The organism is Candidatus Termitispirillum reticulitermitis (genome assembly GCF_054655775.1).
On record NZ_BAAIHG010000007.1, the window covers coordinates 1 to 15,933 of the forward strand.

Annotated in this window: 20 protein-coding genes; 12 read left to right on the plus strand and 8 right to left on the minus strand. The window is 45.4% G+C overall.

Features of this window, described 5'->3' with window-relative positions; translation table 11 throughout:
- The first annotated feature begins 369 nt into the window (after positions 1-369).
- Together AC1MDJ_RS01660 and AC1MDJ_RS01665 are read left to right on the plus strand one after the other, a co-directional pair.
- Positions 370-609, plus strand: coding sequence for a hypothetical protein (locus AC1MDJ_RS01660; RefSeq protein WP_479689219.1), 240 nt, complete (start codon positions 370-372; stop codon positions 607-609).
- On the plus strand, positions 593-1,006 hold the full coding sequence (locus tag AC1MDJ_RS01665; RefSeq protein WP_479689220.1) for a type II toxin-antitoxin system VapC family toxin: 414 nt from the start codon (positions 593-595) through the stop codon (positions 1,004-1,006). The genes AC1MDJ_RS01660 and AC1MDJ_RS01665 overlap by 17 nt, the downstream gene beginning before the upstream one ends.
- On the opposite strand, the gene AC1MDJ_RS01670 is transcribed toward AC1MDJ_RS01665, so the two are convergent.
- A complete protein-coding gene (locus AC1MDJ_RS01670) occupies positions 998-1,411 on the minus strand; it encodes a putative toxin-antitoxin system toxin component, PIN family (protein WP_479689221.1) in 414 nt (137 codons plus the stop codon). The genes AC1MDJ_RS01665 and AC1MDJ_RS01670 overlap by 9 nt on opposite strands.
- A 5-nt stretch (positions 1,412-1,416) precedes the next feature.
- Entirely contained in the window at positions 1,417-1,683 is a 267-nt protein-coding gene (locus AC1MDJ_RS01675) for a hypothetical protein (protein ID WP_479689222.1), read from the minus strand.
- A 295-nt stretch (positions 1,684-1,978) separates the two neighbouring features.
- On the opposite strand from AC1MDJ_RS01675, the gene AC1MDJ_RS01680 reads away from it, so the two are divergent.
- On the plus strand, positions 1,979-3,073 hold the full coding sequence (locus AC1MDJ_RS01680; protein WP_479689223.1) for an FkbM family methyltransferase: 1,095 nt from the start codon (positions 1,979-1,981) through the stop codon (positions 3,071-3,073).
- Here AC1MDJ_RS01680 and AC1MDJ_RS01685 read toward each other — a convergent pair.
- Genes AC1MDJ_RS01685 through AC1MDJ_RS01700 form a run of 4 tightly spaced genes read right to left on the minus strand, consistent with a single transcriptional unit; the run spans position 3,003 to position 8,215 of the window.
- Positions 3,003-3,968 (minus strand): ROK family protein, encoded by a 966-nt coding sequence (locus AC1MDJ_RS01685; protein ID WP_479689224.1) that lies wholly within the window; start codon positions 3,966-3,968, stop codon positions 3,003-3,005. The two genes, AC1MDJ_RS01680 and AC1MDJ_RS01685, sit on opposite strands and share 71 nt — an antisense overlap.
- A gap of 2 nt (positions 3,969-3,970) precedes the next feature.
- Positions 3,971-6,079 (minus strand): ATP-dependent helicase, encoded by a 2,109-nt coding sequence (locus tag AC1MDJ_RS01690; protein WP_479689225.1) that lies wholly within the window; start codon positions 6,077-6,079, stop codon positions 3,971-3,973.
- Position 6,080: 1 nt separating this feature from the next.
- Positions 6,081-6,902: an LpxI family protein gene (locus tag AC1MDJ_RS01695; protein WP_479689226.1), complete on the minus strand. Its 822-nt coding sequence runs from the start codon at positions 6,900-6,902 to the stop codon at positions 6,081-6,083.
- Positions 6,903-6,928: 26 nt separating this feature from the next.
- On the minus strand, positions 6,929-8,215 hold the full coding sequence (locus AC1MDJ_RS01700) for an adenylosuccinate synthase (RefSeq protein ID WP_479689227.1): 1,287 nt from the start codon (positions 8,213-8,215) through the stop codon (positions 6,929-6,931).
- A gap of 233 nt (positions 8,216-8,448) precedes the next feature.
- Here AC1MDJ_RS01700 and AC1MDJ_RS01705 point away from each other — a divergent pair, with 233 nt between their 5' ends.
- The 9 genes from AC1MDJ_RS01705 (at position 8,449) to AC1MDJ_RS01745 (ending at position 14,384) form a co-directional block, all read left to right on the plus strand.
- Positions 8,449-9,528 carry a DUF362 domain-containing protein gene (locus AC1MDJ_RS01705; RefSeq protein WP_479689228.1) on the plus strand — a complete coding sequence of 360 codons (1,080 nt, stop codon included), beginning with the start codon at positions 8,449-8,451 and terminating at the stop codon, positions 9,526-9,528.
- On the plus strand, positions 9,525-10,187 hold the full coding sequence (gene thiE, locus AC1MDJ_RS01710; RefSeq protein WP_479689229.1) for a thiamine phosphate synthase: 663 nt from the start codon (positions 9,525-9,527) through the stop codon (positions 10,185-10,187). The genes AC1MDJ_RS01705 and thiE overlap by 4 nt, the downstream gene beginning before the upstream one ends.
- A gap of 6 nt (positions 10,188-10,193) precedes the next feature.
- Positions 10,194-11,105: a thiamine-phosphate kinase gene (gene thiL / locus AC1MDJ_RS01715; RefSeq protein ID WP_479689230.1), complete on the plus strand. Its 912-nt coding sequence runs from the start codon at positions 10,194-10,196 to the stop codon at positions 11,103-11,105.
- 107 nt (positions 11,106-11,212) lie between these two features.
- Entirely contained in the window at positions 11,213-11,527 is a 315-nt protein-coding gene (locus AC1MDJ_RS01720; protein WP_479689231.1) for a VOC family protein, read from the plus strand.
- Positions 11,508-11,741 carry a type II toxin-antitoxin system antitoxin VapB gene (vapB, locus tag AC1MDJ_RS01725; RefSeq protein ID WP_479689232.1) on the plus strand — a complete coding sequence of 78 codons (234 nt, stop codon included), beginning with the start codon at positions 11,508-11,510 and terminating at the stop codon, positions 11,739-11,741. Before AC1MDJ_RS01720 ends, vapB begins: the two co-directional genes overlap by 20 nt.
- Entirely contained in the window at positions 11,741-12,148 is a 408-nt protein-coding gene (gene vapC / locus AC1MDJ_RS01730; protein WP_479689233.1) for a type II toxin-antitoxin system tRNA(fMet)-specific endonuclease VapC, read from the plus strand. The genes vapB and vapC overlap by 1 nt, the downstream gene beginning before the upstream one ends.
- 4 nt (positions 12,149-12,152) lie before the next feature.
- Complete coding sequence (locus tag AC1MDJ_RS01735; protein WP_479689234.1) at positions 12,153-13,262, plus strand: 3-oxoacyl-[acyl-carrier-protein] synthase III C-terminal domain-containing protein; 1,110 nt, start codon at positions 12,153-12,155, stop codon at positions 13,260-13,262.
- 71 nt (positions 13,263-13,333) lie between these two features.
- Positions 13,334-13,579 carry a hypothetical protein gene (locus AC1MDJ_RS01740; RefSeq protein WP_479689235.1) on the plus strand — a complete coding sequence of 82 codons (246 nt, stop codon included), beginning with the start codon at positions 13,334-13,336 and terminating at the stop codon, positions 13,577-13,579.
- 1 nt (position 13,580) lies between these two features.
- The gene (locus AC1MDJ_RS01745; protein WP_479689236.1) at positions 13,581-14,384 is read left to right on the plus strand and encodes an AAC(3) family N-acetyltransferase; all 804 of its coding nucleotides are present in this window, start codon (positions 13,581-13,583) and stop codon (positions 14,382-14,384) included.
- Here AC1MDJ_RS01745 and AC1MDJ_RS01750 read toward each other — a convergent pair.
- Both AC1MDJ_RS01750 and AC1MDJ_RS01755 read right to left on the minus strand, forming a co-directional pair.
- Positions 14,377-14,589, minus strand: coding sequence for an acyl carrier protein (locus tag AC1MDJ_RS01750; RefSeq protein ID WP_479689237.1), 213 nt, complete (start codon positions 14,587-14,589; stop codon positions 14,377-14,379). The genes AC1MDJ_RS01745 and AC1MDJ_RS01750 overlap by 8 nt on opposite strands.
- Positions 14,586-15,866, minus strand: a complete 1,281-nt coding sequence (locus AC1MDJ_RS01755; RefSeq protein WP_479689238.1) for a DUF4910 domain-containing protein — start codon at positions 15,864-15,866, stop codon at positions 14,586-14,588. Before AC1MDJ_RS01755 ends, AC1MDJ_RS01750 begins: the two co-directional genes overlap by 4 nt.
- Between the last annotated feature and the right edge of the window lie 67 nt (positions 15,867-15,933).

Consider the following 15,933-nt stretch of genomic DNA (forward strand, 5'->3'; position numbering starts at 1 on the left):
ATCAACAATACCATATTTCACATCTCTTGCTTCAACTAGTTCTTTCTTATAGTCAAAGTCTACGGGCATAGGCTTTTTAAGGCGCAGTAACTTATTGAAAAGCGAGCTAGACAAAATAAACTAGGCTTATGGCGACAAAGTAGCCCTACTCCCCCGTGGCAGTATCGGGGCAAATAGTCTCTATTTCCAAATGCCCGAACCTTTACGTTTTGCTTCGCTCTCGGCTTTATCGTAATCTACCTGCCGTCCCTTATCCTTTTTGTAAAAATATTTTGTGGTTCTACGAGCTAATGTTGACATATTCCATATTGTATTGTTAAATACTACACCTGAACGTAAAAGTGTGCTAAAATATATGCGGAGGTCAATATGGAACTATTTAGGACAGTTGTTGACGGCAATGCCGTGAGTAAATTATTCCCATTGCCCGAACCTTACCAAGACAGGGAGGTTGAAATTGTTATTACCCCTGTGCAGAAACGAGATAAGGGTGAAAAACTTGCCGCTTTCAATAAGTTACTGCGCCTTAAAAAGCCTATGCCCGTAGACTTTGACTATAAGAAAGAACTAGTTGAAGCAAGAGATGTGAAATATGGTATTGTTGATTGATACAAATATAATAATAGACTTCATTGCTAGCAGAGAGCCCTTCTCGGAGGTTGCCACTGAACTAATCCGAAAATGTCTCACTAATAAGGTAACTGGTTACGTCGCCGCACATAGCATTACAAATACGTTTTATATATTGAGAAAGCATTTTTCTGTAAATGAGCGCAAGGAGATATTGTCTGAACTGTGCAAAATCTTGAAAGTTGTAGATTTAGACGGTTTGTCGGTAGCGAATTCCCTAGCGAACAGAACGTTTGATGACTTGGAAGATTGTTTGCAAGTAGCGTGCGCTAAGACTATCGGGGCTGAATACATTGTTACAAGAAACATAAACGATTTTGTCCACTCCCAAATACCAGCCGTTTTGCCTGAGTATATCCTAGAACAACTAGATTAGTGCTTGGTATTCTAAAAAGTCAGACGGGTTCATTATCCAGCTTTCATTAGGATAGTGCTTTAAGTTGCCAGTTATCAGAATGGCACCGCAACCTTTAGCGGTGTCGTAAAATATGCGGTCTGTTTCATCAGGCATTTGTATGTCGCTTGAGATAGGCAGAAATGAAATACTTATATCCATTAGCAAATCAACAGTGACTATAGCACCACTCGCAACCATTTTAGAGGCAAGTCTTGGACGATTCACAACGTCCATATATTCGGCGATGATTATTTCATTACAACATAGTCTAATTTGCCCATCGCTAAAATAGCTCTTTACCACCATATCTAGCACTCTTGCTGGCTTACCCACGTCAACAAGAAGTGCCGATATGATTACGTTCGTGTCTAAAACTACCAGCAAAGAGACTACCTCGCCAAAGTAGCCTTTTTCTCTAACCTATAAGCCTGTATTTCGGCATCTATGTCGTCCATAGTCAATTTATCAAGTCCAGCTTCAGCCGCTTGTCTACGTACGCTAGATATTAAGCTCATAGCCTCCGCATAGCCGATGGAATTCACTACACCCACTGAGGGCTTGCCCTCGCTTGTCAGCACGACCCTGCCATCGCGTCTCAACGTTTTCTGCACCCTCTTGTCAGAGGTGCTAAACTCTTGAACTGATAAAGATTCCATACGCCCCCCTTTCCATATCCAGAAAGTATATCAATATATTAAATATTCGTCAAGTAGTAAAACTAGTGGACGTAAAAGGCTAAAAATATCCAGCATAACTTTCCCCCTTGACACGCTCTAAACGTATGTTATAATGCACTCTATGATTACCAAAAACATAATATCTATATGCGTTTCTGCCCCCCCCCCCCGCAAGTGCAATACCATTGCGGGTTTCAGAGGTTTATCGTTCTGATTTAGCTTGTGTTGTTTCGTTTCGTTCCAACTCATATAAAACTTTCGGTGAGTGCTAATCATGCGCAAAGAGTTCTTGCGTTGGTTCAGTCCGACCTTTCGCCGTGCAGACGATAACAATAAACGGCTTGATGAAATCAAACGGCTGGTCTATCACGGACAGCACGATGTCGCGTCTGCTTTTAGTATTCCAATAGATGAAGATATTAGATATGCTAAGTTGCTCTATGAGGGGCTGAAAGGGCTTAACTTGCCTAACGATTATCAAAACTTTGTCAGAGGACTTGATAGCAATGACAGAGACAGCTTTCGCCTGTATCTAAAACGGTTAATAAACATTGCCGAATGTGGAGCGCGTAGCATACGTTGGCGTGAGGACGAGATGAAACGCTTAATTGAAGCCTATGATACTCTTGCCTATGCCCCGTTTGAGTTGACTAATGATATATTCGTTTGCGGCGATTACCTGTTTCCAAAACATATTTTTCCGTTTCCATATTTAGATAAGATGGGCATACCGCTGTTGCACCACCCTGAGCGACTGAATGGGTTAGATTTTATTGACGGTGGGGCATCCATTGGCGATTCAGCACTGGTAATGTCTGAATACACCACAGGCAATGTTCACGCTTTTGAACCTACGAAAGAAGGCTACGAACTTATGTTGAAGACTTTGGAGATAAACCATAGCACGAAGATTGTCCCTGTTCGCAAGGGGTTGTCAGATAAATGCGGATTTGCCACGATATATGTGGACGAAACTGGAACTGGTTCTGCACTCATTAAGCAAGATGTTTATAGGCTTTCTGGTGAGGAGCGAATAGAGTTGACAACGATAGACGAATACGTGAAAGCTAATAACCTGAAAATCGGTTTAATCAAATCTGACATTGAGGGAGCGGAAATGTTGTTGTTAAAGGGTGCAGAGGAAACTATAAGAACACAGAAACCCGCACTAATTATTAGCATTTATCATAATGCTAAAGACTTATTTCTAATAAAACCTATGATTGAAAGCTGGAATCTTGGGTATAAATTCAGTCTATTCAGGGGTGCTCCTGAAAGTGCATTCATTGAGCTTGCTCTTATAGCTGAAATGCGCTCAACCACGCCGCCCCTCCATACAGGGCTGCATCGTTGCGCAGGCGGGCTATAGCTACTTTACTTCTGCCACGAAACGGCGGAAATACCAGCTCGTCTAGTAATTTCAGCGTTCTAGGTAGATAGTGCTCGGCTAGTTCGCTTACACCACCTCCGATGCGCACAGCTTCTGGTGCAAATACATTTATAGTAGTTGCTATTAGATGCGCTAGGTGCGTGGAAAATATCTCAAACGCCGCCTTTGCATTGCCATCGCCAGCACGTAGCCTATCCAGCACGTAGCCTATGCTGGTTGCATCGCCACTAGCCGGGCATTGGTCATCGCCCGATAAGTCTTTGTAGTCAGTTGTAATAGCTGGCAGGGTACAGTATTTCTCCGCGCACCCGCGCTTGCCGCAGCCACAGAGTCGCCCATCAGAAACCAGCGTAATATGCCCTAGCTCAGTGTAGGTAATATCCCCTGTCAACAGCTCGCCGTTCAGCACCACGCCACCGCCAATACCTGTACCTAGCGTTAACAACACCATTGAGCGCAGCTTGGGGTTAGATTTGTCCAGAATATATTCGCCTAGTGTCGCCATATTAGCATCATTTTCTATATGTATGGGTTTGCCACTGACAGATAAAGCTTTTGCTACGTGCTTGCCAGTCAAACTAGGCAGGTTCGGCGCAAATAGCAACTCGTCAGTGCGTTTGTCATATACACCGGGTAGCGATACCTGCACGGCATCCACGTCTGATGTCTTTATCAGCCCCAGCAGAGCAGAAATCAACTCGTTATAGCCCTTAGGTGTGGCAATCTTACCGCTAGAAACTATTCTATAAGCCACAGGCTGCGCTACTTGAATGATTTTAGGTTTTGCGATTATCTGTGATGTTGTCGCTTCTGATAACATCACAGCATATTTGATTGCCGTGCCGCCTACATCTGCTACAAAATATCTTGCCACCATTAGCCCGCCGTCAAGAATCTAGCTACCAGCTTCTTCAGCCCCGCGCGTTTGAACATCACGTCCACTTTTGCGCTATCACCCGCCCCCTCTACTTGCAACACTACACCATCGCCAAATACCTCGTGACGAACGGACTGTCCTTTGCGCAAGCCATCAGTGGTGTTATCGGCTACTTGCTTAAAGTCAGTCGCAAACCGCTCAGGTCGGACAAAGTCCTGCTTCTCTTTGTAGCCAGCTAGTTCTAGTTCTGATATAAACCTAGACGGCGGGTAGTTCTGTCGTTTGCCATAGCTCATACGTGAGCTTGCAAAGCTCAGTGTTAGGTATCGTTTTGCTCTAGTCACACCCACATAGCAGAGCCTGCGTTCCTCCTCTAGGTCGCCTTTATCGTCATCACTAGATTTTGGGAACAACCCCTCCTCTAGCCCCGTGATAAACACTGATTCAAACTCTAGCCCCTTTGCCCCGTGCAGTGTCATTAAAGATATTTTACCTTCGGCACCCTCATCTCCTGATGTGACTAACGTGGCAGTTTGCAAAAAGTCCGCCAGTGTGCTACCCGCTTCGTTAGCCGCCACCGCTGCATTATATAGTTCAAATATATTTTCTGTTCTATTTTTAGCCTCAACCTCGTCTTCGGTGCGCATCAGATAGTCTTTGTAGCTCGTCAGCTCTATAACAGCATTTACCATCTGCCCCACATTCTCTTCCGCCGAAACCGCCGCAATAATCTCACGGAACTGCCCAACCCCCGTCTGCTGGTGTGTGGACAATGCAGGAAATATATGTTCTATAGCCACTAATAGGTCAACGTGGTTTGCCGTAGCATACGTTTTGAATTTATCAATAAGCGCGTCCCCTACCCCGCGCGATGGTGTCTTAATAGCACGACTGAACGCTGCTTCGTCATAGGGATTATCTATCACACGCAGATAGCTTAATACGTCCTTCACCTCCCTGCGTTGATAAAATGCCTGTCCGCCTATCACCTTGTGCGGGATTCCGCGTCTGCTGAACTCAGCCTCAAAGTTGCGCGATTGGGCATTCGTGCGGTATAGCACTGCTACATCACTGCGCTGCAAACCCTTGTTCAGATGTCTTTCCACCATATCAGCTACAAATACCGCCTCGTAGCGTTCATCCCCCACCTTTTGGCAGATAATATCAGCATTTACATCTAGGCAAGCGTGCAGGTCTTTCCCCCGTCGCTCCTCGTTGTGGTGAATTAAACGATTCGCCAGCTCCAGTATCCCCTGTGCACTGCGGTAGTTATCGGTTAGCTTGATTTCTTTGACACCCTCAAAATATTCATCAAAACGCAATATATTGTCTATTTCCGCCCCACGCCAGCTGTATATTGACTGGTCATCGTCCCCCACTACGCAGATATTGCCACTACTACCCGCAAGTGCCCGTAAAAACCTAAACTGGATGATATTTGTATCCTGATATTCATCCACCAGTATATATTTGCAACGCTCTCTATATTCGGCTAATATATCAGAGTGTTCTATGAATAGCCGTAGCGACAGACTCAACATATCATCAAAGTCAATAAGCCGTTGTCCGCGCAAGAGTTCTTCATATCCTGCAAATACATCGGCAAACCTGTGCGTAATATCCTCTGGTCGTCTGTTTTCCACATAGCCCATAGTGTTCTTATAGTTGGAAATCATATTTAGATAGCCCTTAGGCGTGTAGCGTTTAGGGTCTATACCCAGACTATTAACAGCCTCCTTTACGATTGCAAGCCTATCGTCTTGGTCAACCGTTGAAAAGTTGCCGTTCACCCCCGCAACAGTCCTAGCCCCAGCATCTCGCAAGATACGCAACCCTATGCTGTGGAATGTCCCCAGCCATACTCCAGCTGCCTTGCCGCCTAACAACGTAGCAACCCGATGTTTCATCTCGTCAGCTGCTTTATTGGTAAACGTAACCGCTAGTATGTTATATGGTGAAATGTCTAGTTTCTGTATCAGATGCGCTATGCGGTGTGTTATAACACGCGTCTTGCCTGTGCCCGCACCCGCCAGAACCAGCATAGGACCATTTCCATAGGTAACAGCTTCCTGTTGGCTAGGGTTCAGTTTTGCTATTAGCTCAAGCATATTAGTTATCAGCCTTATAGCCTAAAAGGGCAATTTTATTAGCGTTTAAGAACTTAACGCACTCTTCGCGCTCCACTATGAACGTCCTGTCTGCCTCAATAGCTATTACCTTACCGCCCGCTTGCTTAATATTTTGCAACGTTGTCATACCGATAGTCGGCACGTCAAAACGAACGTCTTGTATGGGTTTTGCCACCTTTACGAGCGTCCATCCCCCCTTTGGCAACAGCTCCCCAGCTCGCACAATCAACCTATCCGTTCCCTCTATAGCTTCAACCGCTATCACATCTAAATTATTTACCACTACACTCTGCCCGATGTCCAGCCCCGCAATGCCACGAGCTATCTTATAGCCAAAATGCACGTCGTTCATCTGCTTATCGGTAGGTTTTGTCTTGCTAATAAGCCCCTCTGTTATTAGCAGGTCTTTGCAGATGTCCATCTGCGACAGCACCTTGACACCTAACTTTTCAATCTCTTCTATGATAGCGAGCATTATGGTGTCCGTCCTGCGGTCTTTCAGCATAGCCAGCATCGTCAAGGCTTTCAGGTCAAACTTCAGCCCCCATTCCAGCACTATGGTGCTAAACTTGCCCGCAAACAGCACACTATCAGCACCGCTCTGAGCTAACATTTTGATATGCTTTAAGACTGCCCCTACCTGTGTTATCTGGAATTGTTCCACATCGTCAGCCCGCCCACGCATAGCTTGCGCCACCTCGTCTTCAAAGACGATAGCCGATACTCTGACACCCGCCGCCTTTAGCCGCTCCACAGCAAGTGCGGGCAACTGATACTTGCCTGCGATTACCACAACATGCATTAGACTGACACCCCACGACTTACTATTTACAAAACGTCTTCTAGGACAATAGTTTGATTCCTATCAGAGCCTATTGATACTAGGCAATATGGGGTATTTAGATAATCACTCATAAAGGCAATATATTCTTGAGCGGTTTTAGGCAAGTCAGACAGCCTTTTTGCACTAGAAATATCCTCTTTCCACCCCTCAAAACTCTTATATACAGGTTCTATTTCGTCAAGCAATTCTGTTTGAGACGGGAATATGTTAGTATCTTTCCCTTTTATTTTATATGCCACGCATAGCTTTATTTCATCTAGTCCGCTCAGCACGTCTAGTTTAGTCAGGGCTATGTGGCTAAATCCATTTAACATAGCAGAATATTTCAACGCCACTAGGTCAGCCCAGCCACAACGACGCGGTCTGCCAGTGACAGCACCAAACTCCCCGCCGTTCTTGCGAATCAGCTCACCCAGCTCATCTTTCAGCTCGGTAGGGAATGGTCCACTGCCCACGCGGGTGCAATACGCCTTAGACACACCTACAATATTCCTTATCTTACGCGGAGATAAGCCTGTGCCACAACATGCACCGCCTGCACTACCATTGGACGATGTGACGAACGGATATGTTCCGAAGTCAACGTCTAACATCGTCCCCTGTGCACCCTCAAGCATAATTTTCCTGCCCTTGTCAGCCGCTTCGTTTATAATAACGGTGGTGTCGGCGATAAACGGCGCAAGCCGAGCGGCGTAGCCCTTAAACTTCTCTAATATAGCGTCAAAGTCAATATTAGGCATACCATATAGATGTTTAGCCTTAGTATTCAGTTCATCAGCTTGTTCGGCTAGCTTAGCTTTTAGCAGTATGGGGTCAAGCAGGTCTTCCATGCGAATACCTGTCCTACCAGCCTTGTCTATGTAGCAGGGACCAATACCTCTGCCAGTAGTCCCGATTTTTTTATCGTCTTTAAGTGCTTCGCGGCGTTTATCAAATTCAATATGATAAGGCATAACAACATGGGCGTGCCCCGATATGAAGAATCGCCCATCAAACTTAACTCCGCTAGCCAGCAGTTCGTCAATTTCTGTAAGCAGGGCAGATGGGTCAACCACTGCACCATTGCCTATAAGGTTGGTGGTGGACGGGTGTATAATGCCAGACGGAATAAGCCGCAAGATATATTTCTTTTTATTCACCCAGACGGTGTGCCCCGCGTTCGCCCCGCCTTGATAGCGCATAACGTAGTCCGCTTGTTCGGAATACATATCAACAATCTTCCCTTTCCCTTCATCGCCCCACTGGGCACCAATAACCACTGATACAGCCATAATAACACCTCCACAGAAAACAGCTTTATGCTAGCAGATATTATAATTATTGACAACCTTGCATTTTATTATAATATTCCGAATATTTACACAATATTTCGCCTTATTTCGCCTTTTCATTTGAGATGGCGAAAGGTTTAAATAACTAGAATATAAAATTCTCTACCAATAAATTGCTAAGTATGATATAGTATCGGGAAGCATTATGGTATATAGTTTTAGGAGGCATTGAAATGGCAGATAAGGCAAAGGTTTATTATTCATCACTTGAGAACGACCCTACGCAGTCCCCGCTGAATAAGATTAAAAGGCTGATGGAGAGTTGCGGGGCGAAAAATACCTATGAAAAGGGCGACTTAGTAGCTATTAAAGTGCACTTCGGCGAGCTTGGCAATGCCGCTTTCCTGCGCCCAATATATCTAAGACCAGTTATTGACACTGTTAAACAATACGGCGGCAATCCGTATCTAGTTGACACTAACACACTATATATTGGTATGCGTTCTAACACTGTTAACCACTTGCACAACGCCTCCCTGAACGGCTTTAACTACTCCACGCTACAAGTGCCAGTCGTTATTGCTGACGGCTTGCGGGGGCAGAACTCCGTAGAACTGCCCGTGCCTAACGGCAAACTCAAAAAGCGTGCTATTATCGCATCAGATATTGCTAGTGCAGATGCCCTTGTTCTAATATCCCACTTTAAGGGACACGCGTTCGCTGGCTACGGCGGTGCTATAAAAAACCTTGCTATGGGCTGTGCATCACGGGCGGGCAAGTTGGATATGCACAGCGTATCAAAGCCCTCTGTCAACACCAGCGTCTGCGTAGGTTGTGGCAAGTGTAAGAACCAGTGTCGCGAACAGGCTATTGAACTGAACGCTCAAAAGGCAACGATTACAGATAAATGCGTTGGCTGTGTGCGCTGTGTAGGCGTGTGTCCTGTGCATGCAATACAGACCAAAATGGATAACTCTAAGGAAGACCTGCAAAAGTCTATGACCGAATATGCAGCGGCTGTTATAAATAGCTTTAACAAACCAGTTATATGCGTAAACGTGTTGGAGTCAATAGTTCCTTCGTGCGATTGTATGCCCGGCAATGATGCGCCAGTCTGCCCCGACATAGGCTTTGTGGCTAGCACCGACCCAGTGGCACTAGACCAAGCCAGCTATGACCTAATGAAGAAGGTGTCAGGCGGGAAAGACCCGCTGGCAGAGCGACATGATGGTATGACAGGTGAAGTTCAGCTCATACACGCCGAAACAATTAGCTTTGGCACGAGGAGCTACGAGCTGATTACTCAAAAATGAAGCCCTTAAAGGAATATTTAAGACTATATCTGGTGCTTGAGACGTCTATGCTGAAACTGCCGCTTGAAGACTTTATAGGTCAAGCGGTGGACGGGGGCGTTACGGCTATCCAGTTACGCGACAAAGGAGCAACTGCAAACGAGCGTTTAGCAACTGCGAACAAGCTCAAACGCATAATTGCCGATAAGGACGTGCTCTTTATAGTGAACGATGACCCCGATTTAGCACGGGCGGTTGGTGCGCACGGCGTTCATCTAGGACCAACCGATATGCCGCCTGATAAAGTCAGGCTTATGTTCCCCGAACTAATCATAGGCTGTTCTTGCAATGATTTCGCCGATACTGTTATTATTAAAAGTGCTGGTGTACACTATGCGGGGATTGGTCCCGTGTTCCTGACAATCACTAAAACAGATGCTCGCCCAGTGATAGGCGTTGACGGGATGCATAAGCTGGCGGAAATTTTGCCTGTGCCTTCTGTGGCAATTGGCGGTATTACAGAGAATAATGTTGGCAGAATGATGTTTAGTGCCAATGCTGGCGTTGCAGTGGCATCAGCCCTATGTAAAGCTGAAAATCCGCAAGGTATCGCCGCCAAAATTCGCGCATCTGTTGATAAATATAGACCATTACCAGAGCTATCAGAATTGCAAGCATAGTCTGCTATGAAAGAGTTTCAATTTATAGAAGAGCTGAAAGCAGTATCCTCCACTAATATTTCTAACAAAGCATACGGTATAGGCGATGATGCCGCACTCCTTGACAGTAAAACTTTAATTGCCACAGATATGATGACAGAAGGTATTCACTTCCACCCATCAGAGCCTATTAACAGCGTGATAGATAGACTATTCATCTCAAATATCAGCGATATAGCGGCTATGGGGGGACAAGCTAGTGGCTACAAAGCACTATTATGTGTATCAATACCACCAAGCTACGATAAAAAGGCACTACTAGCGACTATCACAAGCGCAAGCCTCAAATACAATGTCAGTTTAATAGGCGGGGACACTACATCTAGCACCAACGGGGCGGTATTCTCTCTAACAATTATAGGTAAGCGAGGCAGACATATATTAACACGCAGCAATGCGCTCGCAGGCGACATTGTCTATGTATCGCGGAAGCTTGGAGCAAGTAGGTATTATCTAGAACACAACACTATTCATAATGTTTTGCACGAGGCGGCGTTGGGTGAACTGCTTGGCAGGCTAGATGGCGTAGGTGCTTGCACGGATGTGTCAGATGGGCTGGGGCGCGACCTTGCCAACATAGCAAGGGCAAGTGACGTTATGGTAGAGCTAGACGGACAGCTATTACCCATTGCAGATGAGTTGGCACAACTGAAAGCCCCTAATATAGCCGAATATGCACTTTCATCTGGAGAGGAATATGCATTGGTGTGGACTGTCCGCCCCGATAGAGCGGCGCACACAGAGAAAACAATCTCCAAAAAGCTGAATAGAAAAGTTCACAGGATAGGCGTAGTCTGTAAAAACAAGAACTGGGGCTGCTACTTAAACACTAATGGCAAATTAAAGGATATAGTGATGCTAGGGTATGAACATGAGTAAATTAAACAACACCAAACTCGTGCCTACGGCATCTCTCCGCATTCTTAACTTCGGCATCGTAGCAGAAACGTATTGCATTTTCAAGATATATCAATGTAGTATAAGCAATGCACATTCACCATATAGGATATCTTGTAAAGGATATTGGCGCGGCAGAGGCTGAGTTCACACATCTTGGTTATATACCGGAGGATTCTCGCACTTGCGACAATGCTAGAGGTGTGGAAATATCCTTTTGGCTCAAAGATGGCATTCGTGTGGAACTTATATCTCCCGTATCTGAAAGCTCACCCATATTTGGACTCTTGAAAAAATATAAAAACACCCCATATCATATCTGCTATGAGACTAACAATTTGTCCAGCAAAATTAAAGAGCTATGCCAACTGGGGGGGGTGTGGTATGGTTATGAAGAAAGCTAAGGTTTTTTATAGTGGCAACAGTCAAGCTGTAAGATTACCAAAGGAATTTCGTTTTGACGAGAAAGAGGTCTATATTAAGCATATAGACAAAATCGTTATGCTAGTTCCAGCGGAGAATATTTGGCGCAATATGTTTGATTCGCTTGATAAATTTACAGACGATTTTATGGCTGAGCGCAGTCAACCGTCAGTGCAGGAACGTGAGGAGCCATAATGCTGTATATGTTGGATACAAACATCTGTATTTACATTATCAAACGTAAGCCCCAAGCAGTTTATAGGCGGCTATGCGCATTGTCGCCAAACAATATCTGTATATCGTCTATTGTAGTTTCAGAACTCTTTGTCGGCGTAGAAAAAAGCTCTAAACCTAATGAAAACCGCGATGCTTTATGGGCTTTTTTATCTCCATTTTCTGTGCTTGACTATGGCTTGGCAGAAGCTAAAATCTATGGTGGGGTGAGAGCAGAACTTGAACGTTCAGGAAATATCATAGGTGCTTATGATATGATGATAGCAGCTCATGCAATAAATCTAAGTGCAGTGCTGATAACGAATAACATTCGTGAATTTGAACGTGTGCGCGGATTACAAATAGAAAACTGGGCAAAGGATAACTAGAATTATGGGCGTAAAGTCAACATTTGAACAAGTGCGGATAGCGGGTATATCCAGCGCAGTAGGCGAAAACAGTCGCACCATTGAGGACGACTCCACACTATACGGTAACAATATAAAACGAATAAACCGATTAAAATCAGTTTTAGGCATCCACACCCGCCACATCGCAGACTCTCAAACTACCGCACTAGACCTAGCATTTCAAGCAAGCTCCACGCTAATAAACGATATGAACATAGACATAGCCACCATTGATGGCGTTGTGTTCATCACCCAAACGCCCGACTACAAGATGCCAGGCAATGCCTACTTGCTACACAAACTACTATCACTCAATACAAACTGCGTTGTGCTTGACTTGACGCTCGGCTGTTCAGGCTTTGTATATGGACTATGGCTCAGCTTTATGATGGCATCTAGCACCTGCAAACGCGTTCTGCTATGCGTGGGGGACACTCTCAGCAAAACAATCTACCCCAAAGACGCTGCACAGCTCACTATAATGGGGGACGCAGTCAGCGCAATATTAGTAGAACGTTGCGAAAAAACCGACAAAACTAATAGCTATTTTTCACTATCGGCAGACGGCAACGGCTACGAATACCTAAATATCCCCGCTGGCGGGCAACGACTACCCATAAGCGAAGAGACCAAACGGGAGCTTACAGACACAGACGGCAGTATCCGCACAGCGGAGAATCTTACTATGAACGGCGTGGCGGTCTATCAGTTCACAAACGATGCTCAGCCACCCCTAGTAGATGAAATACTTGCCTACGCAGGGATAGGCAGGGAGGATATAATATACTTCATATTCCATCAGGCTAATAAATATATGGTAGAAAACATAGCCTCAAAAGCTAACTTGCCGTTAGATAAATGTCCAACTAGCTCGTTCAGCAAATACGGCAACACAGCGGGGGCGTCTATTCCCCTAGCCATCAGCGATATGGCGGAACATTTCCAGCTCACAACTGGCAAGTATCTATTGCAAGGTTTCGGCGTAGGTTTATCGTGGGGAGCGTGCGTGCTGACGCTAGATAAAATATACTGCCACCTTGCAGTTGCTCCCCTCCCCACTGTAACAGCCATACAATCAGCCACTTCCACCTAGTCCTTCCTCCTTTCCGTTACTGCCTTGCTTGTTTTGTGGACATTTTCATAGCAATGTAATATGATACAAAAATGGATAGAAATCTTGCATTAACTAGGCTTGCCGCTCTGCTTAGAGAGGTAATGGATGATGAAAGTCTCATTATTGATGAGACAAGTAGCGTGCAACAGCTTGAAGGGTGGGATAGTATCGCCCAAGTATCTATTATAGCTGCAACAGAAACTGAGTTTGGGCTGAAAATCAGACTAGAGGAGTTGCCCAGCACCTATCACGTAAAGGGCTTGCTAGATATTATCACAGCACGAGCTACGAAGTAGAATGGGCTACATAGACTATCGCATAATCGCTTCTAGGCTGGATATGCAACGCGGGGACGTGCTCTACCTGATGACAGATATTTCACGCCTAGCCTACGAATGTATGCTAGCGGGCGATACCTTTCAGCCTGATGTATTTATAAATACACTACAAAAGGCTGTGGGCAATACTGGGACGCTACTAGTGCCCACATATAACTGGGACTTCTGCAATGGTATAGCCTACGACCACTACAAAACCTCCTGCAAAACAGGCGTTCTCGGAAAAGTTGCCCTGACCATGTCCGACTTTAAGCGCACCAAGCACCCTATCTATTCATTTGCAGTATGGGGTGAGGCTAGCGAAATGCTCGCCACAATGGACAACGTTAGCTCGTTTGGTAGCGATTCTCCATTCGGCTATATAGACTCCGCAGGCGCAAAAGCGTTCGCACTAGGAATTGCACCCAATAGAGCATTTACCTATCTGCACTATATTGAGCAGAATATGGGCGTTCCATACAGGGAGCACAAAGACTTCACGGCAGACTACACAGACGCACAAGGCAACACAAGCCGCAAAACCTATTCAATGTATGTGCGCAACCTAGCACTAAACCCTCAGCACAACCACGCAGGACAAGACTGGCTGGCAGATACGCTCCGCAACCTTGGCGCATTAAAAACTAACATATACAACAACGTTGAGTTTCACACATTCCCCGTCAGAGCGTTAGATGCCATATATAAGATTGAGTTAGAATATAACGGAGCGAAAAATCTATACACATTTGATAATGTTGCCAATAACAATGCTACTACTTAACGATAAAGTCCACTATGTCCTTAATGGTCTTGAACGATTGCAGTTCACCAAAGGAGAGAGTCTTGGAAAACTTGTCGCCAATAGTCACCACCAGCTGTAACCACGAGAGCGAGTCCCAGTCAGCAATGTTCTCTATGACATCAGTCTCCGTGAACGACATATTCAAATTAGCTGATAACACCGATAATATCTCACTCCTGCTCATACAACCTCCCTTATAACTCCTGCCTCTACTAATCTATTCGCTACATCTATCAAACTGAACGGAGATGCTCTTACAATATCAGCAATATTCATCAAATCGTTCGTGCCGTCTGCGTAGGCAAGCAGGTTCATCATATCACGCGTCTGCGCCACACTATCCTTAGTGCTGACGGTCGGATAAAGTCCACGTTTGCCGAGTTGCGCCTCACAAGCAAAGACATTCTTATAAACACGATTATTTTCTAACAACACTATACAATTTTTTACTAGATTTATCCCGCCCTGTAGCCCCGCTGGGGAGATAAACGACATGTCGTCTAGTGATGTGTGATATTCTGGATATTCCCCATATTTAGTGCGACATAGCCCGCAGACGGGCAATTCCACACCCGGAGAGCAAAACTGACGCTCATCACTACCGCGTTGCAAGAACGAATACTCTTTATAATCAGATGTAATATGTTCCAGCGCATATTTTGCCACCCTGTCAGCTAGGGTGTCCCCGTAGCGGCTGGCAACGTGCGAATAATCCCCGTTATCCCCTATGCACGACAGCACAAAGCCTGCTATTAGGTGTTTTTTCAGCCATTCCAAATGTTGGAATAGATACACAATGCTACCAATAGTCTCTGGCAGGTATAATATGCGGTAGCTGAATCTGCGTGGAGCAGTTTCTAGCCACTGAGCGATAGCCGTTGCCACGACTGGGGCGGACAACTCATTATTAGCTAAAGATGGGTGGCAAATATTGGCAGTAAGCAATATTTCATCGTTCGTTTCCCCTTGCAAAAGCAATTCTCCGTAGCTGAGATGTCCATCTATCAGCTCAGAATCAATATATACACGGCATTGTTTATTAGGCTGTTTGCGCAGTTGCGCACGTTGCCGTTCGCTCAGGCAAAAACCCCAGCGGCGTTTATAGTAAGATGTAATGTATGGGATAGCATCTGGCGATTCTGGCAGGGAGTATAGGTGTTTATCTAGTTCGGCAAAGCTCATAGTAGCGTCAATAGGCTCGGAGTAGCCCATGATGTGCAGATTATGTTGCTTGAAGTCCACTACCTTGACGCCATCTATCTCAATGAAAGCGTCCCGAATATTCCACTCCTGCGGGACTGTCCAGTCAAAGGCTTGCGTGCCTGTGGGGACCTCTTTTATTTGTAAATTAGGAAGCAGTGTTTTGATATATGCTAGGGTTTGTCTCACCCCGCTACCTGTAAGGCTACGGCAAATCGGATATAGAACACCCGCCCAGCGGTAAGCCAGCTCACCTGTCATATTTTTATTGTATCAAGTAATATGTGCATAGTCAAGGTAGCGACTTTTTACTGGGGTGGCTAAACTC

Bases quoted from the DNA above. Each gene is read 5' to 3' on its own strand.
- AC1MDJ_RS01660 (WP_479689219.1), top strand. From the start codon at position 370: ATGGAACTATTTAGGACAGTTGTTGACGGCAATGCCGTGAGTAAATTA.
- AC1MDJ_RS01665 (WP_479689220.1), top strand. From the start codon at position 593: ATGGTATTGTTGATTGATACAAATATAATAATAGACTTCATTGCTAGC.
- AC1MDJ_RS01675 (WP_479689222.1), bottom strand. From the start codon at position 1,683: ATGGAATCTTTATCAGTTCAAGAGTTTAGCACCTCTGACAAGAGGGTG.
- AC1MDJ_RS01680 (WP_479689223.1), top strand. From the start codon at position 1,979: ATGCGCAAAGAGTTCTTGCGTTGGTTCAGTCCGACCTTTCGCCGTGCA.
- AC1MDJ_RS01690 (WP_479689225.1), bottom strand. From the start codon at position 6,079: ATGCTTGAGCTAATAGCAAAACTGAACCCTAGCCAACAGGAAGCTGTT.
- AC1MDJ_RS01695 (WP_479689226.1), bottom strand. From the start codon at position 6,902: ATGCATGTTGTGGTAATCGCAGGCAAGTATCAGTTGCCCGCACTTGCT.
- AC1MDJ_RS01700 (WP_479689227.1), bottom strand. From the start codon at position 8,215: ATGGCTGTATCAGTGGTTATTGGTGCCCAGTGGGGCGATGAAGGGAAA.
- AC1MDJ_RS01705 (WP_479689228.1), top strand. From the start codon at position 8,449: ATGGCAGATAAGGCAAAGGTTTATTATTCATCACTTGAGAACGACCCT.
- thiE (WP_479689229.1), top strand. From the start codon at position 9,525: ATGAAGCCCTTAAAGGAATATTTAAGACTATATCTGGTGCTTGAGACG.
- thiL (WP_479689230.1), top strand. From the start codon at position 10,194: ATGAAAGAGTTTCAATTTATAGAAGAGCTGAAAGCAGTATCCTCCACT.
- AC1MDJ_RS01720 (WP_479689231.1), top strand. From the start codon at position 11,213: ATGCACATTCACCATATAGGATATCTTGTAAAGGATATTGGCGCGGCA.
- vapB (WP_479689232.1), top strand. From the start codon at position 11,508: ATGGTTATGAAGAAAGCTAAGGTTTTTTATAGTGGCAACAGTCAAGCT.
- vapC (WP_479689233.1), top strand. From the start codon at position 11,741: ATGCTGTATATGTTGGATACAAACATCTGTATTTACATTATCAAACGT.
- AC1MDJ_RS01735 (WP_479689234.1), top strand. From the start codon at position 12,153: ATGGGCGTAAAGTCAACATTTGAACAAGTGCGGATAGCGGGTATATCC.
- AC1MDJ_RS01740 (WP_479689235.1), top strand. From the start codon at position 13,334: ATGGATAGAAATCTTGCATTAACTAGGCTTGCCGCTCTGCTTAGAGAG.
- AC1MDJ_RS01745 (WP_479689236.1), top strand. From the start codon at position 13,581: ATGGGCTACATAGACTATCGCATAATCGCTTCTAGGCTGGATATGCAA.
- AC1MDJ_RS01750 (WP_479689237.1), bottom strand. From the start codon at position 14,589: ATGAGCAGGAGTGAGATATTATCGGTGTTATCAGCTAATTTGAATATG.
- AC1MDJ_RS01755 (WP_479689238.1), bottom strand. From the start codon at position 15,866: ATGACAGGTGAGCTGGCTTACCGCTGGGCGGGTGTTCTATATCCGATT.